The following is a 22,641-nucleotide window of genomic DNA, read 5'->3' as shown; positions in this document are numbered from 1 at the left end:
TTTGGCAGCCGGTTGCACGGCCCGTTGCTTATCCCAAGGCTCCCCATGTCCCTCATTCCTGTCACCATCCTCACCGGCTTTCTGGGTTCCGGAAAGACCACGCTGCTCAAGCGCCTGCTGAGCGAAGCCCATGGCCAGAAAATCGCCGTCATCGAGAATGAATTCGGCGAGGAGAACATCGACAACGACATTCTCGTGACTGAATCGAAGGAGCAGATCGTTCAGATGAGCAATGGCTGCATCTGCTGCACCATTCGCGAAGACCTGCGCGAGACGCTGCAACTTCTGGCGGCCAAAAAGCGCAAGGGCCTGCTGGACTTCGAGCGCATCGTGATCGAGACCACCGGCGTGGCCGACCCCGGCCCCGTGGCGCAGACCTTCTTCATGGATGAGGAAATCGCCGAAACGTATCTGATTGACTCCATCATCACGCTGGTCGATGCCAAGCACGCGCCCCAGCAGCTCAATGACCGCCAGGAAGCGCGCCGCCAGGTGGGTTTTGCCGACCAGATATTCCTGTCCAAGACCGACCTTGTGAGCGCCGAGGAAACCGATGCGCTGATCCATCGCTTGAAGCACATGAACCCGCGCGCGCCCATCAAGGCCGTGCACTTTGGCGAGGTGCCGCTCAAGGAGGTGCTGGATTTGCGGGGCTTCAACCTCAATGCCAAACTGGATATCGATCCGGACTTCCTCAAGGAGGAGGACGCAGAGCACGATCACCATGACCACGCCCATGGCGAGCACTGTGACCACCCATCGCACCAGCACGGCCATGAAGGCCATGGGCACCACCACCACCATCACGACGATGATGTGAAAAGCTTTGTCTACCGATCGGACCGCCCGTTCGATCCGGCCAAGCTGGAGGATTTTCTGGGTGCCATCGTCAACATCTATGGCCCGCGCATGCTGCGTTACAAGGGCGTGCTGAATATGAAAGGCACCGACCGCAAGGTGATCTTTCAGGGCGTGCACCAGCTCATGGGCAGCGACCTGGGGCCGCAATGGGCTGAAGGAGAGGCGCGCACCAGCAAAATGGTCTTTATCGGCATTGATTTGCCCAAGGACATCTTCCTGCAGGGGCTGGAGCAGAGCCTTGGTTGACCGGTTTTGACGGGGGAGGCGGGGATTGCCCCACATCCTTATGTGTTGTATCTGCAACGTTTTCGTTTGCGTCCGCCCAGGTCGATACAATCGCGCCCCGGTAAAACCCCGGAAGGCTTGCCACCCGCCCTTGGCTGCCTGCGCAGCCCGGGCCAGCCCGTTACGCGAGGAGTCCCGTCAGTGAAAGCCGAAACCAGCAAACCCAAGGCGGCCGCAAAAGCGGCCCCATCCGCGGCACACAGTGCTGCCGCCCCAGCGGCAACCAAGACTGCTGCAAAGGCTGCTGCCAAGGTCGCCCCCAAAGCCGCCAGCCCGGCAGTGGCAGAGGAGCCCGCACAGGTTTTGCGGGCTGGCAGCCAAGTACCCGTGCGCAGCACCCGGCCTTCATCCCGGCTGGCCCAATTGACCGTACCATCCATGGCCCAGGCAGTGGCTTCGACCGCTGCCAAAGCCAGTTATCAACACACCATGCCCACGACCGCGCAAGTGCACCCCACCTACACGGCTGCCAAAAAAGACCCCAAGCTGGCGAACAACTGGAAGGCCAAAACGGCCGAAGAGCTGACCGACGCCGAAGTGATCGCGATGCCCGACAGCGAGTACATGAACGACAAGCAGATGGCGTTTTTCCGCCTCAAGCTCGTTCAACTCAAGCAGGAAATCCACAACAGTGCCGGTGAAACCACCGAGCACCTGCGCGAAGACACCGTGGTGGTGCCCGATCCCGCCGACCGCGCCACCATTGAAGAAGAGCACGCGCTCGAGTTGCGCACCCGCGACCGCGAACGCAAGCTGCTCAAGAAGATCGAGCAGTCCATTGCTCGCATCGACTCGGGTGACTATGGTTATTGCGACGAAACCGGCGAACCCATCGGGGTGGGTCGCTTGATTGCCCGCCCCACCGCCACGCTGTCGCTGGAAGCGCAGCAACGCCGTGAACTCAAACAGAAAATGTTTGGAGACTGAAGGCCGAGCGGCTTCATATTTCCATGCGCACCCGTTCTGACTGCCTATGAGCAAGGAAGAAACCACACCCGGCGGCCTGCTGTCCAAGGTGGTGCGGTTTGTGCGCAACCCCACGGTTAACTGGACGGAGCTCGACTCGATCCAGGCCGACCGGGAAAGCCAATACAGCAAGCAGATGCTCAAGGAGATGATCGAGCGCAAGCGGCGCAACGACTTCGTGCGCCGCCGCGAGTTTGATCAACTGCGCAAGCTGCGCCAGCGCGAGGTGCTGCAGGGCGATCGCGCGGAAGACCCCGCGGGTCGCCCGTCGTTCTTTCAGAGCAGCATGGCGTCACCCGACGGGCGCGCCGTCACGCTCAAGAAGATCGACGAGATCGAAGCGCAGATGTCCCAGCAGTGGTGGAAGGGCAAGCACACGGCAGATGCCCCCACCCAGCCTGCCGACATGCAGCCCCAGGGCCAAGAGGAGGCCGCCGCGCGCGCCTATGCGCTCACCCGGCCGGGCACTTTGCAGGCTCCGCTGGAGGTCAGGCCCTCGGTGGCGCCGTTGTTTGCGGACGACAGCATGGCCATTGCGGGGTTTGGCGGCAAAGATGCCCCCATGCGCGCTGGCGCACCCGCAGCGTCTTTCAGCCCTGCCGCAGCCGAACCTGAACCCGCAGTCGAACCGGAGGAATTTGTGCACGAACCCGATCTGGAAGAAGCCGCCATCCGGTTTGCCAATGGCGACCATGCCGGCGCCGAGTCTGGCCTGCGGGATGTGCTTGCCCAGCACCAACAGGATGACCCGCTGCAGCAGCTGGAAATCTGGATGACGCTGTTTGACCTGTACCGCGCAACCGGCCAGCAGGACCGTTTTGACACCCTGGCGATCGACTTCGCCGCGCGTTTCAGCCGGTCGGCACCCCTGTGGTTTTCGATGCCCGAGCAGCTGGGGCTGGCCTCTGCGGCTGCACCCGTCGTGGCGCCTGCGGTTGCACGGCGTGATTTCAGCTGGGCTGCACCTTCGACCGTGGCCGTGTCATCGGTGGCCGCGTTGCAGGCCGCGTTGGCCCGTGCCACCCCGCCCTGGACTTTGGCCTGGGGCCGCCTGACCGCCATTGACGAGGCGGCCGTGCCGCTGCTGGCCGATCAGTTCATCCAGTGGGCCAATCGCAGTGGGCAGTTTGTGTTTTCCGGCGTGTCTGCGCTCAATAGCCTGCTTGAGAGCAAAACCCAGTCGGGCGACCGCTCCAGCAGCCCTGAGTGGTGGCGCCTGCGCATGGCGGTCCTGCGGCTCATGGCCAGCCCGGATGAGTTCGAGCTGGTCGCACTGGACTACTGCGTGACCTACGAAGTCTCGCCGCCCTCGTGGACTGCGCCGCGCTGCGGTTATTCGGACAGCGAACATGCGGCCGCAGGGGTGCAAGCGGCCGGACACGATCTGCTGGCTCCCGAGGCGGCCGATGCCACCGTGCCTGCAGTGCTCGAATCGCCCCCTGCGACGATGCTCAGTGGCCACATTGACGGCGATGCCGCGCCACTGCTGGAGCCTTTCCAGGCGCTGGCGCGACCTGGTGAACCCCTGATCATCGACTGCGACCGTCTTATTCGTATCGATTTCGGCGCCGCCGGCTCGGTGCTCAACTGGGCTGCCGAGCAGCAGTCCCGTGGCTATGTGGTGCAGTTCCACAATCTGCACCGCCTGGTGGCGATCTTCTTCAATGTGATCGGTGTCAGCGAGCACGCCTGGGTTGTGCCGCGAAAAAATTAGTGACAAGCCACTGAGCCACTGAGCCACTGAGTTGCGTCGCGGCGGTCACTGGCCTGGGTGGTGCCCGTTTGGACGCATGCTTGCAAAATGGGCGGCTATCCCCATCTGCCGCAGCTATGGACTCATCAAACGATAACCACCCGGTTTTTCACGGCACCACCATCCTGAGTGTGCGTCGCCAGACACCCCAGGGCCTGCAGGTCGCCATTGGCGGCGATGGCCAGGTCACTCTGGGCAACATCGTTGTCAAGGGCACGGCGCGCAAGGTGCGCAAGCTCTACCATGGCAAGGTGCTGGCGGGCTTCGCCGGTGCCACGGCCGATGCCTTCACGCTGTTCGAGCGTTTCGAGGCCAAACTCGAAAAGCACCAGGGCCATCTCACCCGTGCTGCCATCGAGCTCACCAAGGACTGGCGCACCGACCGCGTGCTGCGCCGCCTCGAAGCCATGCTGGCCGTTGCCGACGCCAGCGCCTCGCTGATCATCACCGGCAATGGCGATGTGCTGGAGCCGGAGCAGGGCATCGTGTCCATCGGCTCGGGCGGCGCCTACGCGCATTCGGCCGCCAAGGCGCTGCTCAACCACACCGATCTGTCGGCCCAGGACATCGTCAAGCGCTCGCTGGAAATCGCCGGCGAGCTGTGCATTTACACCAACATGAACCACACCATTGAGACGCTGTAGGCCGGCTGGGTGGAAGGTTTGTTGATTATTTTGATATGTTTTTGATAGCTACTAACGCTTTATAGGTAAGCGCTAGAGCCATATTTGACTGGAATTTCTGCCATGTCGTCCATGACCCCCCAGGAAATCGTTTCCGAACTCGACAACCACATCGTCGGCCAGGCCAGCGCCAAGCGCGCCGTGGCCATTGCGCTGCGCAACCGCTGGCGCCGCCAGCAGGTCGAAGGCAGCCTGCGCCAGGAAATCACGCCCAAGAACATCCTCATGATCGGACCCACCGGCGTGGGCAAGACCGAGATCGCCCGGCGCCTGGCGCGCCTGGCCGATGCGCCTTTCATCAAGGTGGAGGCCACCAAGTTCACCGAAGTGGGCTATGTCGGCAAGGATGTGGATGCCATCATCCGCGACCTGGCCGAAATGGCTGTCAAGCAGACGCGCGAATCTGAAATGAAGAAGGTGCGCACCCGCGCCGAAGATGCGGCCGAAGAGCGCATTCTGGATGTGCTGATTCCGCCGGCCCGCGCGGCGGCGGGCGCCGAGCCGGCCACGGACAGCACGGCGCGCCAGGTGTTTCGCAAGAAGCTGCGCGAAGGCAGCCTGAACGAAAAGGACATCGAGATCGACCTGGCCGAGAGCCGGCCCCAGGTGGAGCTCATGGGCCCGCCGGGCATGGAGGAGATGACCGAGCAGTTGCGCGGCATGTTCAGCCAGATGGGGCAGGGCAAGCGCCACACCCGCAAGCTCAAGATCGCCGAGGCCCTGAAGCTGCTCACCGAGGAGGAGGCCGGCAAGCTGGTCAACGAAGAAGAGATCCGGGCCCGCGCCATCGCCAGTGCCGAGCAGAACGGCATCGTGTTCATCGACGAGATCGACAAGGTGGCGGCGCGCCAGGAGACCAGTGGCGCCGACGTGTCGCGCCAGGGCGTGCAGCGCGACCTGCTGCCGCTGGTGGAGGGCACCACGGTGTCCACCAAATACGGCATGGTCAAGACGGACCACATTTTGTTCATCGCCTCCGGGGCCTTCCACCTGTCCAAGCCCAGCGACCTGATTCCCGAACTGCAGGGGCGCTTTCCGATCCGGGTGGAGCTCGAATCCCTGTCAGTGCAGGACTTTGAAGCCATCCTCACGCAAACCCACGCCTCGCTGGTCAAGCAATACCAGGCGCTGCTGGCGACCGAGGGGGTGACGCTTGAATTTCTGCCCGAAGGCATCACGCGCCTGGCGCACATTGCCTTCGATGTGAACGAGCGCACGGAAAACATCGGTGCCCGCCGCCTGGCCACCGTGATGGAGCGGCTGCTGGACGACGTCAGCTTCGATGCGGCGCGACTGTCTGGCCAGACGGTCACCGTGGATGCGGCCTATGTCGACACGCGCCTGCAAACCCTGAGCCAGGACGAAGACCTGTCGCGCTACATCCTCTGAGGCGGATTCGCCACCCCGGCGATCCTTGCGCTGCCTGGCGTTGCGTTGCCATGCCGCAGCGCTGTCTGCGGCTTCGCGCCTGTGCCGACGCAGGTGGCTAATCCGCGCCGGCATCAGTCCCGCCTTCAGGTATCACTTGCATAGGCAGTTCTAAGTGCTTATTGGATAACGGATTTTGTCGTTTTCGTTTCTTCGAAATCGCTTCTAAGTCATTGATTTCATTGCAAAAGTTTGTTGCACGCCCCCTTGTTTTGAGCGCTTTTCCTGCTACAGTGCAAAAAAGTGCAATTAAGTGGTGAAAAGTGCCCTTGAGCTTCGATATCCGGGTTCAAGGGGCCATCGCCCGAATAGGGGAATCGTTCCGTGTTTCAAGGTGCCTCGTCGCTGAGTCTCGATGCGAAGGGTCGGCTGTCTGTGCCGACCCGGCACCGTGACGTCCTGAGCGCGACGGCGGCGGGCCAACTCACGATCACCAAGCACCCCCATGGCTGCCTGATGGTGTTTCCCCGTCCGGAGTGGGAAAAGTTTCGCGAGCGCATCAGTCAGCTGCCCATGTCTGCCCAGTGGTGGAAGCGCATCTTTCTGGGCAATGCCATGGACGTGGAGATGGATGCCACCGGTCGCGTACTGGTGTCGCCCGAGCTGCGCGAGGCGGCCGGCATTGCCAAGGACGCCATCCTGCTGGGCATGGGCAATCATTTCGAGTTGTGGGACAAGGCCACCTACGACGCGCAGGAAGCGCAGGCCATGCAGGGCGAAATGCCCGATGTGTTCAAGGATTTCTCTTTCTAAGGCCCGTGGTGACCCCTGATCTGCAACACACCACCGTCCTGCTCGATGAAGCGGTTGACGCGCTGCTGGGCTGTGCCGGCCCCGCGCTTGCTGGCACCTGGGTGGATGCCACCTTTGGCCGGGGAGGGCATTCGCGCCGCATTCTGCTGCGGCTGGGGCCGCAAGGGCGCCTTGTGGCGTTTGACAAAGACCCTGAAGCCATCGCCGAAGCAACGCGCATCACCGATGCGCGTTTTTCCATTCGGCACGAAGGTTTTCGCCATCTGGCGGATTTGCCGCCGGGCAGTGCGGCCGGGGTGCTGATGGACCTGGGCGTGAGCTCGCCCCAGATCGACAGCCCCGGGCGGGGCTTCAGTTTCCGTTTCGACGGCCCGCTGGACATGCGCATGGATACCACGCGTGGCGAGAGTGTGGCCCAGTGGTTGGCCACTGCCGAGGTTCAACAGATTGCGGAGGTGATACGTGACTACGGTGAAGAACGGTTTGCTGGCCCCATTGCAAAGGCGATTGTTGCGCGGCGCGAGGAACGGGGCCCCCTTGCAACCACCGCCGAGCTGGCCGATCTCGTGGCTGGTGCGGTCAAGACCCGCGAGTCGGGCCAGAACCCTGCAACGCGCACATTTCAGGCTTTACGGATTTTCATCAACGCTGAACTTGAAGAGCTGCAGCAAGCACTAGAAGCCAGCCTGCATGTGCTGCGGCCTGGTGGTCGGCTGGTGGTCATCAGCTTTCATTCGCTCGAAGACCGCATCGTCAAGCAGTTCATTGCGCAGCACTCCAAAGAGGTGTACGACCGCCGTGCGCCCTTTGCCCCGCCCAAGGTCATGAAGCTCATCGCGCTGGACCGCATCAAGCCCAGCGCGGCCGAAGTGGCGGCCAATCCCCGTTCGCGCAGCGCCATCATGCGCGTTGCCGAGCGGACGGAGGCCGCCGCATGACCCGGCTCAGCCTCGTCTTGCTGGTGGCGGTGATGGCCAGTGCCTTGTATCTGGTGCACACGCAGTATGAGTCGCGCCGCCTGTTCACCCAGCTGGACCGGGCCGTTTCCGAGTCGCGCCGGCTGGAGACCGAACACCAGCGGCTGCAGGTGGAAAAGCGCGCGCAAGCCACGCCGCTGCGGGTGGAAAAGCTGGCGCGGTCGCAGTTGCAGATGCGCACGGCCACCCCTGCCATCACCCAGTATGTCGCCGATCCTGCCGGTGCCGCTGCCGATGTCGCCACGGCCGCTTCGGGGGCGCAGCCATGAGCCGCAGCGTGCTCTACACCTCCAGCCCGCTGCTGGCCAGCAAGACGCCCGTGTGGCGCAGCAAGTTCATTGTTGCCATGATTGCGCTGGGCTTCGTGGGGTTGGGCGCGCGTGCGGCCTATGTGCAGGTGTTCGGCAACGCCTTTTTCCAGCGCCAGGGCGAGGTGCGTTTTGCGCGCACGCTCGAATTGCCCGCCAACCGCGGCAAGATCCTGGACCGCAATGGGCTCATCCTGGCCTCCAGCGTGCCGGCGGCCAGCATCTGGGCTATCCCCGAGGATGTGGAGCAGGACAAGCCCGAGGTACGCGCCAAGCTCAAGCAACTGGCCCGTCTGCTGGACATGCCCCAGTCTGAACTGAGCGCCAAGCTGGCCGATGAGGACAAGACTTTTGTCTGGATCAAGCGCCAGCTCGACTGGGACGTGGGTCAGCAGATCACGGCGCTGGACATCAAGGGCATTTACCAGCGCAAGGAATACAAGCGCCAATACCCCGAGGGCGAGTCGGCCGCGCATGTGGTGGGCTTCACCAATGTGGAAGACAAGGGCCAGGAGGGGATGGAGCTGGCCTTCAACAGCGAGCTGGCCGGGCGCGCCGGCTCGCGCCGCGTGATCAAGGACCGCCTGGGCCGCGTAGTCGAAGGCGTGGGCGAGACCGTGCCGCCGGTCGATGGCCGCGACATGCAGCTGTCCATCGACAGCAAGGTGCAGTTCTTTGCCTACCAGAAGCTGCGCGACCAGGTCGCAGCCCACAAGGCCAAGGCCGGCAGCGTGGTGGTGCTCGATGCGCACACGGGCGAACTGCTGGCCCTGGCCAACTACCCCAGCTACGTGCCCGACAAGCGCCAGAACCTCACCGGCGAGCAGCTGCGCAACCGCGCGCTCACCGATGTGTTCGAGCCCGGCTCGGTCATCAAGCCCCTCACCGTTGGCCTGGCGCTCGAATCGGGCCGCGTGCGGCCCGAGACCGTCATCGACACCTCCCCGGGCCGCCTCACCATCACGGGCTCCACCATTTCGGACACACGCAACTATGGTGCGCTCACCGTCGAAGGCGTGATCCAGAAATCCAGCAACGTCGGCACCACCAAGATCGCCATGCAACTGCCGGCACGCGAGATGTGGGAAACCTTCTCGGCCGCTGGTTTCGGCCAGAAGCCGCAGCTCGGGTTTCCGGGCGTGGTCAGTGGTCGGCTGCGGCCCTACAAGAGCTGGCGTCCGATCGAGCAGGCCACCATGTCGTATGGCTACGGCCTGTCGGCCAGCCTGTTCCAGATGGCGCGCTCTTACACCGTGTTTGCCAATGGCGGGCGCATCATTCCGGCCACCTTGCTCAAGAGTTCCGAGCCCGCCATTGGCGTGCCCGTGTTCTCCGAGCGCACGGCCGATCAGGTCCGCAAGATGCTGCAGATGGCCGCAGGCCCCGGCGGCACGGGGCAAAAAGCACAGACCGTGGGCTACTCGGTGGGCGGCAAGTCCGGCACCGCCCGCAAGCAGGTGGGAAAAAACTACGCGAGTGGCAAATACCGCGCCTGGTTCGCCGGCATGGCGCCCATCGACAAGCCGCGCATCATCGTGGCCGTGATGATTGACGAGCCCACCAACGGCCAGGTGTATGGCGGCCTGGTGGCGGCGCCGGTGTTCAGCGAGGTGGTGCAGCAAACGCTGCGCATGATGGGCGTGCAGCCGGACATGGCCGTCAAGCCGCAGATCGTGACCAACGGGGTGGAGGAGTCGCTGTGATGCAAACATTGACCTCGTCCCATGACGCCGTGCAGTGGCTGCGCGAGCGGGTGACCGGCACCCTGCAGACCGACAGCCGCCTGATTGCCCCCGGCGATGGCTTCATTGCCTGGCCCGGCGCCGCGACCGACGGGCGCGCCCATGTGGCCGATGCCCTGGCGCGGGGCGCCGCGGCCTGCCTCGTGGAGCAGGCAGGTGTGGAGGCGTTTGGTTTCACGGGCGATCACTTGGCCGCATTGCGCGGCCTCAAGGCTGCCACCGGGCTGATGGCGGCGCAGTGGTTTGACCATCCCACCAGGCACCTGGCTGTGCTGGCGGTGACAGGGACCAACGGCAAGACCAGCACCGCATGGTGGCTGTCGGGTGCCTGGAATTTGCTATCAAATAGAGAGCTTCATGCGCAAGCTGGTTGTGCGCTGGTTGGCACTTTGGGCATGGGTGTGCCGCCCGCCCTCGAATCCACGGGCATGACCACGCCCGACCCGGTGCGCCTGCAGCGCGCGTATCGCCAATATGCCGACCAGGGGCTGGGTGCTTGCGCCATCGAGGCCTCCTCCATCGGGCTGGCCGAGGCGCGCCTGGCGGGCACGCAAATCCGCGTGGCCATCTTCACCAATTTCACCCAGGACCATCTGGATTACCACGGCAGCATGGCCGACTACTGGCGGGCCAAGCGCGCCCTGTTCGATTGGCCCGGTCTGCAAGCGGCCGTCATCAACGTGGACGACACCGCTGGTGCGCAGCTGCACGCCGAGCTGACGGGTGGCGCGCTCGATCTGTGGAGCATCTCGGCGCAAGGCCCGGCGCGGCTGGTGGCGCAAGACATCGCCCTGGGCGACCAGGGGTTGTCCTTCACGGTGGTGGAGGGGGCCGAGCGGCTGCCCTTGCAGACCCGCGTGATCGGCCACTACAACGTACTGAACCTGCTGGGCGTGCTGGCCACGCTGCGCAGCCAGGGCGTGCCGCTGGCGGATGCCGTGCGCGCCTGCGCCGGCCTGCAACCCGTGCCGGGCCGCATGCAGCGGCTGGTGGCGCCGGGGCAGCCGCTGGTGGCGGTGGACTATGCCCACACGCCGGATGCGCTCGATAAAGCCCTGCAGGCGCTGCGCCCGCTGGCGACCGAGCGCGGCGGTCAGCTGTGGTGCGTGTTCGGCTGCGGCGGCGACCGCGACGCCGGCAAGCGCCCGCTGATGGGCGCCGTGGCGCAGCAGCATGCCGACTGGGTGGTGGTGACCAGCGACAACCCGCGCAGCGAAGCGCCCGGGGCCATCCTGCACCAGATATTGCAAGGCACGATTGCCGGCGAAACCGTGCGGGCCGAGCCCGATCGCGCCGCCGCGATTGCGCTGGCCATCAGCGAAGCCGATGCGGCCGATGTGGTGCTGATCGCCGGCAAGGGCCACGAGGACTACCAGGAAACAGCCGGCGTGCGCCGACCGTTTGACGACATGGCGCAGGCGCAGGCAGCGCTGGCCGCCCGGGGAGCCAGCACATGGGCATGATGAACCTGCAGCAGGCGCTCGACTGGATTCGCCGCAGCATTCCCCGGGCCCGCCTGGTGGGCGATGCGGCAACGCCCGTGGCACGCGTGCACACCGACACCCGCACCCTGCAGGCGGGCGATTTGTTCGTGGCGCTCAAGGGCGAACGCTTTGATGCCAATGCTTTTCTGGCCGACGCCCGCGCCGGTGGCGCCGTGGCGGCCATCGCGCATGGCGGGCTCGAAGCCGCTGGCCTGCCCGGCATCGAGGTGCCCGACAGCCTGGCGGCCTTGGGTGCGCTGGCGGCCGGGTGGCGCGCCCAGTTCAGCCTGCCGCTGATCGGCATCACGGGCAGCAATGGCAAGACCACGGTGACGCAGATGGTGGCGTCCATCCTGCGCGCCTGGCAGGGTGATGCGGCCTTTGCCACGCAGGGCAACTTCAACAACGACATCGGCGTGCCCCTGACGCTGCTGCGCCTGCGCGCACAGCACGCCGCCGCGGTGATCGAGATGGGCATGAACCATCCCGGCGAAATCGCCACGCTGGCCGCCATCGCGCAGCCCACGGTGGCGCTGGTCAACAACGCGCAGCGCGAGCACCTCGAATTCATGCACACGGTGCAGGCCGTGGCCGAGGAAAACGGCTCGGTGCTGGCGGCGCTGCCGGCCGATGGCGTGGCGGTGTTTCCCGCTGGCGATGCCTACACCACCCTGTGGGCTGGCCTGGCGGCGCCGCGCCGGTGCATGACCTTTGGCGCGGGTGGTGATGTGCAGTGCCTGCAAGCCAGCTGGCAGCAGGGCGCATGGGCGGTGGAGCTGGCCACGCCGGCCGGCGCGCTGTCGTGCGCGCTGCAGATTGCGGGCCGGCACAACGTGACCAATGCGCTGGCGGCTGCCGCCTGTGCCCTGGCGGCGGGGGCGCCGCTGGAGGCCATTGCGCGCGGCCTCAGTGCCTTCAGCCCCGTCAAGGGGCGATCGCGCGCGCTCAGCGTGCGGCAGGCGGGCCGCGACATCACCGTGGTGGATGACACCTACAACGCCAATCCCGACTCCATGCGCGCCGCCATCGACGTGCTGGCCGCACTGCCCGCGCCGCAGCTGCTGGTGATGGGCGACATGGGCGAGGTGGGCGACCAGGGGCCGCAGTTCCATGCCGAAGCGGGCGCGCACGCGCGTGCGGCGGGCATTGCGCACCTGTATGCGCTGGGCGCGCAATCGGTGAGCGCGGTGCAGGCATTTGGCGCCGCAAGGCATTTTGACAACATGGCAGCGCTGCAAGCAGCGGTGCGCGAGGTGCTGCCCCAGGTGGGCAGCGTGCTGGTGAAGGGATCGCGGTTCATGAAGATGGAACAGGTGGTGGAGGCGATGGTCGCCGCCGCAGAACAACAAGAAAACATCCACCCGGAGGCGCGCCATGATGCAAGCCACTGATGCCCGCCGCACCTCGCACGGAGGCACGTCATGCTGCTGATGCTGTCGCAATGGCTGCAGGGCCTGTCGCCCGAGTTTGGCTTTTTCCGGGTGTTCCAGTACCTCACCTTCCGCGCCGTGATGGCCGCCATGACGGCGCTGCTCATCGGCCTGGTGGCGGGCCCCAAGGTGATCCGCGTGCTCACCTCGCTCAAGATCGGCCAGCCGATTCGGGGCTATGCGATGCAGTCGCACCTGTCCAAGAGCGGCACGCCCACCATGGGCGGCGTGCTGATCCTGCTGTCGATCGCCATCTCGACCCTGCTGTGGTTTGACCTGTCCAACCGCTTTGTCTGGATCGTGCTGCTGGTCACGCTGGGCTTTGGCGCCATCGGCTGGGTGGATGACTGGCGCAAGGTGGTCAATAAAGACCCCGAGGGCATGCGCTCGCGCGAAAAGTATTTCTGGCAGTCGGTGATCGGCCTCATGGCCGCGCTGTACCTGGTGTTCAGCATTTCCGAAAGCTCCAACGCCAAGGTGTGGGAGCTTTTTGTGGGCTGGGTGCAGTCGGGCTTCTCGCTCGACCTGCCGCCCAAGGCGGGGCTGCAGCTGCCGTTCTTCAAGGAAGTGAGCTACCCGCTGGGTGTGCTGGGCTTCGTCATCCTGACTTACCTGGTGATCGTGGGTTCGAGCAATGCGGTGAACCTGACCGACGGCCTGGACGGACTGGCCATCATGCCGGTGGTGATGGTGGGCTCGGCCTTGGGCGTGTTCGCCTACGTGACCGGCAGCTCGGTGTATTCCAAGTACCTGTTCTTCCCGTACATCCCGGGCTCGGGCGAGCTGCTCATCTTCTGTGCGGCCATGGCCGGTGCGGGGCTGGCCTTTTTGTGGTTCAACGCGCACCCGGCCCAGGTCTTCATGGGTGACGTGGGCGCGCTGGCGTTGGGCGGCGCCCTGGGCACCATCGCCATCATCGTGCGCCAGGAGATCGTGCTGGCCATCATGGGCGGCATCTTCGTGGTCGAGGCCCTGTCGGTGATGCTGCAGGTGACCTGGTTCAAATACACCAAAAAGCGCTACGGCGAAGGCCGGCGTCTGCTCAAGATGGCGCCGCTGCACCACCACTTTGAAAAGAGTGGCTGGAAGGAAACGCAGGTGGTGGTGCGCTTTTGGATCATCACCATGCTGCTGTGCCTGGTGGGGCTTTCAACCCTGAAACTGCGATGAGCACCCACGACCCCCTCCTGCCTGGCCAACCCCCGGCCGTGCCTTCCGAGGCCGGGGGCGGTGCGCCCGCCATCTCTGCCGCCCAGGCGGCGGCTGATTTCGTGGCGCAGATCTTTGCCGAGGTGGCTGCGCCCGAGCCCGGCCCCGCGCAGTTGCCCGCGGTGCCGTCTGATGCTGCAGCGCCGGCGCAAGCATCCGCCGAGCCCGTGGGCCGCCCGGGCGAGGGCATGAAGCCGCTGCAGGACCAGAACATCCTCATCCTCGGCCTGGGTGCGTCGGGCCTGGCCATGGCCCGCTGGTGCGTGCGCAGTGGCGCCCAGGTCACCGTGGCCGACACGCGCCAAGCCCCGCCCCAGCTGGCCGCATTGCGCCACGAGCTGCCCCTGGTGCGTTTCGTGGCCGGGGAATTTGGTGGCCACCTGGTAGAGGGGCAGAACCTGCACGCCGTGTACCGCTCGCCGGGGTTGAGTCCCGCTTCGGTTGCTCCTGTATTCGTAGCTGCTGGCGCAATGGGCATCAGCACTGGAGGCGAATTAAGCCTTTATTCCATGGCGCTCGACGCATTGCGCGCAGCGCATGGCTATGCGCCGGCGGTGCTGGCCATCACCGGCACCAACGGCAAGACCACGGTCACTTCGCTCACGGGCCAGCTGGTGGAGCGCGCGGGCAAGACCGTGGCCGTGGCGGGCAATATCGGCCCCACGCTGCTCGACACGCTCAGCGAGCGCATCGACGCGGGCACGCTGCCCCAGGTGTGGGTGCTGGAGCTGTCAAGCTTTCAGCTCGACGGCGTGGTGGGCTTTGAGCCCACGGCCGCCACGGTGCTCAACATCACGCAGGACCACCTGGACTGGCATGGCGACATGCAGGCCTATGCCGGCGCCAAAGCCCGCATCTTCGGCCAGAGCGCGGTGATGCTGCTCAACCGCGACGAGCCGGCCGTGATGCAGATGCTGCCGCCGCCGGTAAAGGCCAAGCTGCAAAAGCCGCAGCAGCGCGCGCACAGCACCTTTGGCGGCGACATGCCCCGGCGCCCCGGCGACTTTGGCATCGAAATGGTCAGCGGCATGGCCTGGCTGGTGCGCGCCCTGGAGTCGGACGAAACCAAAAAACGCGGCCGCAACGACGAGGCAGAGCTGCACATCCAGCGCCTGATGCCGGCCGATGCACTGCGCATCCGCGGGCGCCACAACGCCATCAACGCCCTGGCTGCACTGGCGCTGGCCTGCGAGGCCGGCTGCGCGCTGTCGCCCATGCTGTACGGCCTGCGCGAATACCGCGGCGAGCCGCACCGTGTGGAGCCCATCGGCAGGGTGTCGGGCGTGGAGTATTTCGACGATAGCAAGGGCACCAATGTGGGTGCCACGGTGGCGGCGCTGACCGGCCTGGGGGCGGATCGCCGCATCGTCGTCATCCTGGGGGGCGAGGGCAAGGGGCAGGACTTTTCGCCGCTGGCAGCGCCGGTGGCGCGCCATGCGCGGGCCGTGGTGCTGATGGGCCGGGACGCCCCCTTGATCCGTTCCGCCCTGCAAGGCACAGGGGTTGCGCTGGTCGATGCGCAGACGCTGGCGCAGGCCGTGCAGCTGGCCGCGCAGCACGCCCACTCGGGCGATGCGGTGCTGATGTCGCCCGCCTGCGCCAGTTTTGACATGTTTCGGGACTACGCGCACCGCGCCCAGGTGTTCTGCGATGCCGTGCGCACGCTGGCCCATGACGCCGGCCAGGAACTGGAGGGCCTGCAATGACCACCGCCACAGGTGCATGGCCGCGCGTCACGGCCTGGCTGAGGGGGCTTTCGGGCAAGGCCGCCGATGTGCTGCCGGTGCGCGTGGGCGGCACCGACTACCGCCCCACCCGCAGCACGCCCGCTGCCGTGCTGGGGTTCGACCAGGCCCTGCTGTGGGTGGTGGTGGCGCTGCTGGCCTGGGGGCTGGTGATGGTGTATTCGGCCTCGATCGCCATGCCCGACAACCCCCGTTTCGGCAAGATCGCCGCCACCCATTTCCTGGTGCGCCATGTGTTGGCCCTGGTCATCGGCTTTGTGGTGGCGCTGCTGGCGTTCCAGGTGTCCATGGCCACCTGGGAGCGCGTGGCGCCCTGGCTGTTCGTGGCCTCCATCGTGCTGCTGGTGGCGGTGCTGATTCCGCATGTGGGCACGGTGGTCAATGGGGCGCGGCGCTGGCTGTCGCTGGGCGTCATGAACTTTCAGCCCTCGGAGCTGGCGAAGTTCGCCGTGCTGATCTATGCGTCCGACTACATGGTGCGCAAGATGGATGTGAAAGAGCGCTTCTTTCGCGCCGTGCTGCCGATGGGCGCGGCCGTGGCCATCGTGGGCGTGCTGTTGCTGGCCGAGCCGGACATGGGCGCCTTCATGGTGGTGGCCGTGATCGCCATGGGCATCCTGTTCCTGGGCGGCGTCAACGCCCGCATGTTCTTCCTGATCGCGGGGGTGCTGGTGGCGGCCTTCGGCGTCATGATCGCCAGCTCGCCCTGGCGGCGCGAGCGCGTGTTCGCCTATCTGGACCCGTTCAGCGAAGAGCACGCGCTGGGCAAGGGCTACCAGCTCTCGCACTCGCTCATCGCCATCGGGCGCGGCGAGATCTTTGGCGTGGGCCTGGGCGGCAGTGTCGAAAAACTCCACTGGCTGCCCGAGGCCCACACCGACTTCTTGCTGGCTGTGATCGGCGAGGAGTTCGGTCTGGTGGGCGTGCTCACCCTCATCGTGCTGTTCGTCTGGATGACGCGCCGCATCATGCACATCGGCCGCCAGGCCATCGCGCTGGACCGGGTGTTCGCCGGCCTGGTAGCGCAGGGCGTGGCCATCTGGATCGGCTTTCAGGCCTTCATCAACATGGGCGTGAACCTGGGTGCGCTGCCCACCAAGGGGCTCACGCTGCCGCTGATGAGTTTTGGGGGGTCTGCGATCTTGATGAACCTGGTGGCGCTGGCGGTGGTGCTGCGGGTGGACTATGAAAACAAGCTGCTCATGCGCGGAGGCCGCGTATGAGCAGCTTGTTTCACCAAAACGGGCTGCAGCAGCGCGCAAGCGCTGCCGAATGCGCAGCATTCGATGCGCGGAGGCCGCGTATGAGCAGCTTGTTTCACCAAAATGAACTGCTGCAGTGCGTCAGCGCTGCAAGGCGCGCAGCGCCTATGAGAGGAGGCCGCGTATGACGCAGAAAACGGCCCTCATCATGGCCGGCGGCACGGGCGGCCACATCTTCCCGGGCCTGGCCGTGGCCGAAGAATTGCGCGCGCGCGGCTGGCGCGTGCACTGGCTGGGTGCACCGGGCAGCATGGAGTCGCGCATCGTGCCGCAGCACGGCTTTCCGCTCGAATTGATCGACTTCTCGGGCGTGCGCGGCAAGGGGCTGGTGACGCTGGCCTTGCTGCCGCTGCGCCTGCTGCGCGCCTTCTGGCAGGCGCTGGCCGTGGTGCGGCGCGTCCAGCCCGACGTGGTGGTGGGCCTGGGCGGCTACATCACCTTTCCGGGCGGGATGATGGGCGTGCTGGCGGGCAAGCCTCTGGTGCTGCACGAACAGAACTCGGTGGCCGGCATGGCCAACAAGGTGCTGGCCGGTGTGGCCGACCGCGTGTTCACCGCCTTCCCCAACGTGTTCAAGAAAGGCCAGTGGGTGGGCAACCCGCTGCGCGCCGCCTTCACGCAGCAGCCCGGCCCGGCCGAGCGTTTTGCCGGCCGCGCAGGCCCGCTGCGCCTGCTGGTGGTGGGCGGCAGCCTGGGCGCGCGGGCGCTCAACGAAATCGTGCCCCAGGCCATTGCGCTGATGCCTGCCGGACAACGCCCCACCGTGGTCCACCAGAGCGGCGCCACGCAGATCGACGCGCTGCGCGCCAACTACGCTGCCGCCGGGGTCGATGCAGAGCTGACGCCTTTCATCGACGACACCGCCAGCGCCTTTGCGGCGGCCGACATCATCGTCTGCCGCGCGGGTGCCAGCACCGTCACCGAAATCGCTGCCGTGGGGGCGGCGTCCATCTTTGTGCCCTTCCCGTCGGCCGTGGACGACCACCAGACCTCCAACGCGCAGTTCCTCGTGAACGCCGGTGGCGGCTGGCTGGTGCAGCAAAGCGACCTGACGCCCGAGGGCTTGTCTGAAATGCTATTGAAATTAGAGCGATCCACGCTTGTGGATGTAGCGCTCAAGGCCAAAAACATGCAAAAAATCAACGCCACCCGTGAAGTGGTGACTGCCTGCGAGGAGCTTGCCGCATGAAGCACGCCATTCGCCATATCCACTTCGTCGGCATCGGCGGCGCCGGCATGAGCGGCATCGCCGAGGTGCTGTTCAACCTGGGCTACCGCATCTCGGGCTCCGACCTGGCCGACAGCGCCACGCTGCGCCGCCTCAAGGGCCTGGGCATCCAGACCTGCCTGGGCCATGCAGCCGCGCACATCGAGGGCGCGGATGCCGTGGTCACCTCCACGGCGGTCACGGCCGACAACCCCGAGGTGCTGGCCGCGCGCGACAAGAAGATTCCAGTCGTGCCGCGTGCCCTCATGCTGGCCGAGCTGATGCGCCTCAAGCAGGGCATCGCCATCGCCGGCACGCACGGCAAGACCACCACCACCAGCCTCGTGACCAGCGTGCTGGCCGAGGCGGGGCTGGACCCGACCTTCGTCATCGGCGGGCGCCTGAACAGCGCGGGCGCCAATGCCAAGCTGGGCAGCGGCGACTACATCGTGGTCGAGGCCGATGAGTCGGATGCGTCGTTCCTGAACCTGCTGCCGGTGATGGCCGTGGTGACCAACATCGACGCCGACCACATGGAAACCTACGGGCACGACTTCGGTCGGCTCAAGGGCGCTTTTGTCGATTTTCTGCACCGCATGCCGTTCTATGGCACGGCCGTTCTGTGCATTGACAGCCCGGCGGTGCGCGACATTTTGCAAAGCGTAACCTGCCCGGTCACCAGTTACGGCTTTTCTGAAGACGCCCAGGTGCGCGCCATCAACGTGCGGGCCGAGGCGGGGCAAATGCGCTTCACGGTGCAGCGGCGCAACGGCGTCACGCTGCCCGACATGGAGGTGGTGCTCAACCTGGCGGGCGAGCACAACGTGCTCAACGCCCTGTCGGCCATCGCGGTGGCCGTGGAGCTGAACATTCCGGACGAAGCCGTGCAGCGCGCGCTGGCCGGTTTCAAGGGCGTGGGCCGGCGCTTCCAGCGCTATGGCGAGCTGCCCGCCAAGGACGGTGGCCAGTTCACGCTGATCGACGACTACGGCCACCACCCCGTCGAGATGGCCGCCACGCTGGCGGCAGCGCGCGGTGCCTTCCCGGGGCGCCGCCTGGTGCTGGCGTTTCAGCCGCACCGCTACAGCCGCACGCGCGACTGCTTTGAAGATTTCGTCAAGGTCATCGGCACGGCCGATGCCGTGCTGCTCTCCGAGGTCTATGCCGCCGGCGAAGCGCCCGTGGTGGCGGCCGACGGCCGCGCGCTGGCGCGGTCGCTGCGCGTGGCCGGCCGGGTGGAGCCGCACTTCGTTGACAGCGTTTCCGAGATGCCCCAGATCATTGCTGACAACGCCAAGGCGGGCGACGTGGTGATGTGCATGGGTGCCGGCTCCATCGCCGCCGTGCCTGGAAAAGTCGTGGAAATGCTACAAAATAATGAGCTATTGACGCAAACAGGGAGAGCGCAATGAGCGCATTTGGTTCCAATGTGGATGTCCGCGCGCTCGGCAAAGTGGCGGTGCTGATGGGCGGCGCGTCGGCCGAGAGCGATGTGTCGCTGATGTCCGGCCGCGGCGTGTTGCAGGCGCTGCGCTCGCGCGGCGTGGATGCCCACGCTTTTGACCCTGCCCACAATGATCTGGGCGAGCTGAAACGCGGCGGCTATGACCGCTGCTTCATTGCCCTGCACGGGCGCCATGGCGAAGACGGCACGGTGCAAGGCGCGCTGGAGTTGTTGGGCATTCCGTACACCGGCTCCGGCGTGATGGCGTCCAGCATGTCGATGGACAAGATCATGACCAAGCGCATCTGGCGTGCCGAGGGCTTGCCCACGCCCGACTGGCGCCTCGTGGCCAGCAGCGAAGAAACCGTTTTGGCCCTGCAGGCGCTGGGCGCGCCCATGATCGTCAAGCCCGCGCGCGAGGGCTCGACCATCGGGTTGAGCAAAGTTACCTCGCCCGAGCAATGCGAGCAGGCCTACGCGCTGGCATCGAAATACGACCCCGAGGTGCTGTGCGAGCAGTTCATCGAGGGCGACGAAACCACTTGCCCGGTGCTGGGTGAAGGTGCTGGCGCCCATGCGCTGCCGGTGATCCGCATCGTGGCGCCGCAGGGCAACTACGACTACCAGAACAAGTATTTCACCGACGACACGCAATACCACTGCCCGAGCGGCTTGCCCGAGGCCGAGGAGCGCGAGATCCAGCGCCTGGTGGTGCAGGCCTTCCGCTCGCTGGGTTGCCGCGGCTGGGCGCGGGCCGACATCATGATCCGGGCCAGTGACCGCAAGCCGTTTCTGCTGGAAATCAACACCTCGCCAGGCATGACCGGGCATTCGCTGGTGCCCATGTCGGCGCGGGCCGTTGGTATCAGCTACGAAGACCTGTGCGTGGGCCTGCTTGCCACGGCCACGCTGGACACGCCGCCAGGTGCCACGCTGAGCCCGGCGCAAGGCCAGCCCCAGGAGGCCGTCACGCCATGAATCCGTCGCTGCCCGCACCGCTGGACGTCAAGCTCATGAACCTGACCGCATCGGTCTTGTTCGTGTGCTGCGTCCTGCTGTTGCTGGGGGCGGGGGCGCGCTGGGTGTTGCTGCACCCGGGGTTTGCCGTGGCGCGCATCGTGGTCGAGGGTGAGTTGGTGCACAACAACGCCGTGACCTTGCGGGCCAATGTGGCGCCGCAACTTGCGGGCAACTTCTTCACCCTCGACCTGCGCGCCGCGCGCACGGCGTTCGAACAGGCGCCCTGGGTGCGCAAGGCCATGGTGCGGCGCGAGTTTCCTGGCGGCCTGCGCGTGGAGCTGCAGGAACACGATGCCGTCGCCTACTGGGGGCCCGACACCGGCGCTGCACTGGTCAATAGCCAGGGCGAGGTGTTCGAAGCCAATGTGGGCGATGTGGAGCAAGAGGGCTTGCCCCGTCTGGTGGGCCCGCAGGGCAGCTCGGCCCAGGTGCTCCAGATGCATGGCCTGCTGCAGCCGGTGTTCGAGCCGCTGGGCATGGCGGTGGACGAACTGGTGCTGACGGGACGTGGCGGCTGGCGTGCCACGCTCGACAGCGAAGCCGTGCTGGAGCTGGGAGGCGGCACGCCGCAGGAGGTGGTGGAGCGCACGCAGCGCTTTGCCCGCACGCTGACGCAGGTGGCGGCGCAATACCAGCGCCGCGCCGACGCGCTGGAGTCGGCCGACCTGCGCCATGCCGGGGGTTATGCACTGCGCCTGCGCGGCGTGACAACGGTGACCGCGCAAGCGGCTGCCAAGAAGTAGCCGCGGGGAGCGGATGCGACTGGACAGAACAATGAAGGGCAGACACTGATATGGCAAGAGAATACAAAGACGTGGTGGTGGGGCTGGACATCGGCACGGCCAAGGTCATGGCCGTGGTGGCCGAGGTGCTGCCCAATGGCGAACTCAAGCTCGCCGGCCTGGGCGTGGCGCCGAGCAATGGCTTGAAACGCGGTGTGGTGGTGAACATCGACGCCACGGTGCAGAGCATCCAGCAGGCGCTGAAAGAGGCCGAGCTGATGGCCGACTGCAAGATCCAGCGCGTTTACACCGGCATCACGGGCAGCCATATCCGGGGCCTCAATTCGAGCGGCATGGTGGCGGTCAAAGACAAGGAAGTCACCGCCGCCGACGTGGCGCGCGTGGTCGAAACCGCCAAGGCCATCAACATCAGCAGCGACCAGCGCCTGTTGCTGGTGGAGCCGCAGGAATTCGTGATCGACGGGCAGGACGTGAAAGAGCCCATCGGCATGAGCGGCATCCGCCTGGAGGCCAAGATCCACATCGTGACCGGCGCGCAAAGCGCGGCCGAAAACATCATCAAGTGCGTGCGCCGCTGCGGCCTGGACGTGGAGCAGCTCATGCTCAACCCGCTGGCATCGAGCCAGGCCGTGCTGACCGATGACGAGCGCGAACTGGGCGTGGTGCTGGTGGACATCGGCGCGGGCACGACCGACGTGGCCATCTTTACCGGTGGCGCCATCCGCCACACGGCGGTGATCCCGATTGCCGGCGACCTGATCACCAGCGACATCGCCATGGCGCTGCGCACGCCCACGAAGGACGCCGAAGACATCAAGGTCGAAAGCGGCTACGCCAAGCAGCTGCTGGCCGACCCCGAGGCCCAGGTGGAAGTGCCCGGCCTGGGCGACCGCAGCCCGCGCATGCTCAGCAAGCAGGCGCTGGCCGGCGTGATCGAGCCCCGGGTGGAAGAAATCTTCTCGCTCGTGCAGCAGGTGGTGCGCGAGTCGGGCTACGAAGAAGTGCTGTCGTCGGGCATCGTGCTCACCGGCGGCAGCTCGGTGATGCCCGGAATGATCGAGCTGGGCGAGGACATCTTTTTGAAGCCCGTGCGCCGTGGTATCCCCAAGTATTCCAGTGCACTGTCGGACATGGTGGCCCAGCCCCGCGCCGCCACGGTGATGGGCTTGCTCGAAGAAGCGCGTCTGGCCCGCATGCGCGGCTACAAGGTGGCGCAAAAGAGCGGGTCGATGAAGACCGCGTTCGGGCGTTTCAAAGACTTCATCGTGGGGAATTTCTGACCATGAAATACCCACTCTGGCTTGCACGAGGGAGTCCCCATCGCATACCGCGCGGTCGATG

At 65.8% G+C, this 22,641-nt stretch carries 19 protein-coding genes; all 19 read left to right on the top strand.

Translation table 11 applies throughout. The features are described 5' to 3' along the window. Positions 1 to 45 precede the first annotated feature (45 nt). The 19 genes from CCX87_RS15365 to ftsA all read left to right on the top strand — a co-directional run bounded on the left by CCX87_RS15365 (position 46) and on the right by ftsA (position 22,580). Complete coding sequence (locus tag CCX87_RS15365) at positions 46 to 1,107, top strand: CobW family GTP-binding protein (protein WP_087747581.1); 1,062 nt, start codon at positions 46 to 48, stop codon at positions 1,105 to 1,107. Positions 1,108 to 1,287: 180 nt separating this feature from the next. Further along, positions 1,288 to 2,073, top strand: coding sequence for an RNA polymerase-binding protein DksA (dksA, locus tag CCX87_RS21685; RefSeq protein ID WP_087747580.1), 786 nt, complete (start codon positions 1,288 to 1,290; stop codon positions 2,071 to 2,073). 46 nt (positions 2,074 to 2,119) lie between these two features. Beyond that, positions 2,120 to 3,826 carry an STAS domain-containing protein gene (locus CCX87_RS15355; protein ID WP_087747579.1) on the top strand — a complete coding sequence of 569 codons (1,707 nt, stop codon included), beginning with the start codon at positions 2,120 to 2,122 and terminating at the stop codon, positions 3,824 to 3,826. 116 nt (positions 3,827 to 3,942) lie between these two features. Next, positions 3,943 to 4,509: an ATP-dependent protease subunit HslV gene (gene hslV / locus CCX87_RS15350; RefSeq protein WP_087747578.1), complete on the top strand. Its 567-nt coding sequence runs from the start codon at positions 3,943 to 3,945 to the stop codon at positions 4,507 to 4,509. A 102-nt stretch (positions 4,510 to 4,611) separates the two neighbouring features. Next, a complete protein-coding gene (hslU, locus tag CCX87_RS15345; protein WP_087747577.1) occupies positions 4,612 to 5,937 on the top strand; it encodes an ATP-dependent protease ATPase subunit HslU in 1,326 nt (441 codons plus the stop codon). Between the two features lie 363 nt (positions 5,938 to 6,300). Then, positions 6,301 to 6,729, top strand: coding sequence for a division/cell wall cluster transcriptional repressor MraZ (mraZ, locus tag CCX87_RS15340; protein WP_086926582.1), 429 nt, complete (start codon positions 6,301 to 6,303; stop codon positions 6,727 to 6,729). Between the two features lie 8 nt (positions 6,730 to 6,737). Then, entirely contained in the window at positions 6,738 to 7,667 is a 930-nt protein-coding gene (gene rsmH / locus CCX87_RS15335) for a 16S rRNA (cytosine(1402)-N(4))-methyltransferase RsmH (RefSeq protein WP_087748398.1), read from the top strand. Further along, the gene (gene ftsL, locus CCX87_RS15330) at positions 7,664 to 7,975 is read left to right on the top strand and encodes a cell division protein FtsL (RefSeq protein ID WP_087747576.1); all 312 of its coding nucleotides are present in this window, start codon (positions 7,664 to 7,666) and stop codon (positions 7,973 to 7,975) included. The genes rsmH and ftsL overlap by 4 nt, the downstream gene beginning before the upstream one ends. Continuing rightward, the gene (locus CCX87_RS15325) at positions 7,972 to 9,717 is read left to right on the top strand and encodes a peptidoglycan D,D-transpeptidase FtsI family protein (RefSeq protein WP_087747575.1); all 1,746 of its coding nucleotides are present in this window, start codon (positions 7,972 to 7,974) and stop codon (positions 9,715 to 9,717) included. Before ftsL ends, CCX87_RS15325 begins: the two co-directional genes overlap by 4 nt. Continuing rightward, positions 9,717 to 11,219, top strand: coding sequence for a UDP-N-acetylmuramoyl-L-alanyl-D-glutamate--2,6-diaminopimelate ligase (locus tag CCX87_RS15320; RefSeq protein WP_087747574.1), 1,503 nt, complete (start codon positions 9,717 to 9,719; stop codon positions 11,217 to 11,219). The genes CCX87_RS15325 and CCX87_RS15320 overlap by 1 nt, the downstream gene beginning before the upstream one ends. Beyond that, on the top strand, positions 11,210 to 12,631 hold the full coding sequence (locus tag CCX87_RS15315) for a UDP-N-acetylmuramoyl-tripeptide--D-alanyl-D-alanine ligase (RefSeq protein ID WP_087747573.1): 1,422 nt from the start codon (positions 11,210 to 11,212) through the stop codon (positions 12,629 to 12,631). The genes CCX87_RS15320 and CCX87_RS15315 overlap by 10 nt, the downstream gene beginning before the upstream one ends. 30 nt (positions 12,632 to 12,661) lie before the next feature. After that, positions 12,662 to 13,840 carry a phospho-N-acetylmuramoyl-pentapeptide-transferase gene (gene mraY, locus CCX87_RS15310; protein WP_087747572.1) on the top strand — a complete coding sequence of 393 codons (1,179 nt, stop codon included), beginning with the start codon at positions 12,662 to 12,664 and terminating at the stop codon, positions 13,838 to 13,840. After that, positions 13,837 to 15,585 (top strand): UDP-N-acetylmuramoyl-L-alanine--D-glutamate ligase, encoded by a 1,749-nt coding sequence (murD, locus tag CCX87_RS15305; RefSeq protein WP_087747571.1) that lies wholly within the window; start codon positions 13,837 to 13,839, stop codon positions 15,583 to 15,585. Before mraY ends, murD begins: the two co-directional genes overlap by 4 nt. After that, the gene (ftsW, locus tag CCX87_RS15300) at positions 15,582 to 16,847 is read left to right on the top strand and encodes a putative lipid II flippase FtsW (RefSeq protein ID WP_087747570.1); all 1,266 of its coding nucleotides are present in this window, start codon (positions 15,582 to 15,584) and stop codon (positions 16,845 to 16,847) included. The genes murD and ftsW overlap by 4 nt, the downstream gene beginning before the upstream one ends. A gap of 163 nt (positions 16,848 to 17,010) precedes the next feature. Beyond that, positions 17,011 to 18,075, top strand: a complete 1,065-nt coding sequence (gene murG / locus CCX87_RS15295) for an undecaprenyldiphospho-muramoylpentapeptide beta-N-acetylglucosaminyltransferase (RefSeq protein WP_087747569.1) — start codon at positions 17,011 to 17,013, stop codon at positions 18,073 to 18,075. Continuing rightward, positions 18,072 to 19,505: a UDP-N-acetylmuramate--L-alanine ligase gene (murC, locus tag CCX87_RS15290; RefSeq protein WP_087747568.1), complete on the top strand. Its 1,434-nt coding sequence runs from the start codon at positions 18,072 to 18,074 to the stop codon at positions 19,503 to 19,505. The genes murG and murC overlap by 4 nt, the downstream gene beginning before the upstream one ends. Further along, the gene (locus CCX87_RS15285) at positions 19,502 to 20,515 is read left to right on the top strand and encodes a D-alanine--D-alanine ligase (protein ID WP_087747567.1); all 1,014 of its coding nucleotides are present in this window, start codon (positions 19,502 to 19,504) and stop codon (positions 20,513 to 20,515) included. Before murC ends, CCX87_RS15285 begins: the two co-directional genes overlap by 4 nt. Continuing rightward, positions 20,512 to 21,300 (top strand): cell division protein FtsQ/DivIB, encoded by a 789-nt coding sequence (locus CCX87_RS15280; protein WP_087747566.1) that lies wholly within the window; start codon positions 20,512 to 20,514, stop codon positions 21,298 to 21,300. The genes CCX87_RS15285 and CCX87_RS15280 overlap by 4 nt, the downstream gene beginning before the upstream one ends. 50 nt (positions 21,301 to 21,350) lie before the next feature. Further along, complete coding sequence (ftsA, locus tag CCX87_RS15275) at positions 21,351 to 22,580, top strand: cell division protein FtsA (RefSeq protein ID WP_087747565.1); 1,230 nt, start codon at positions 21,351 to 21,353, stop codon at positions 22,578 to 22,580. The last annotated feature ends 61 nt before the right edge of the window (positions 22,581 to 22,641 follow it).

The organism is Acidovorax sp. T1 (assembly GCF_002176815.1).
Lineage (GTDB): Bacteria > Pseudomonadota > Gammaproteobacteria > Burkholderiales > Burkholderiaceae_C > Acidovorax.
This window is presented reverse-complemented; position numbering and strand designations above follow the sequence as displayed.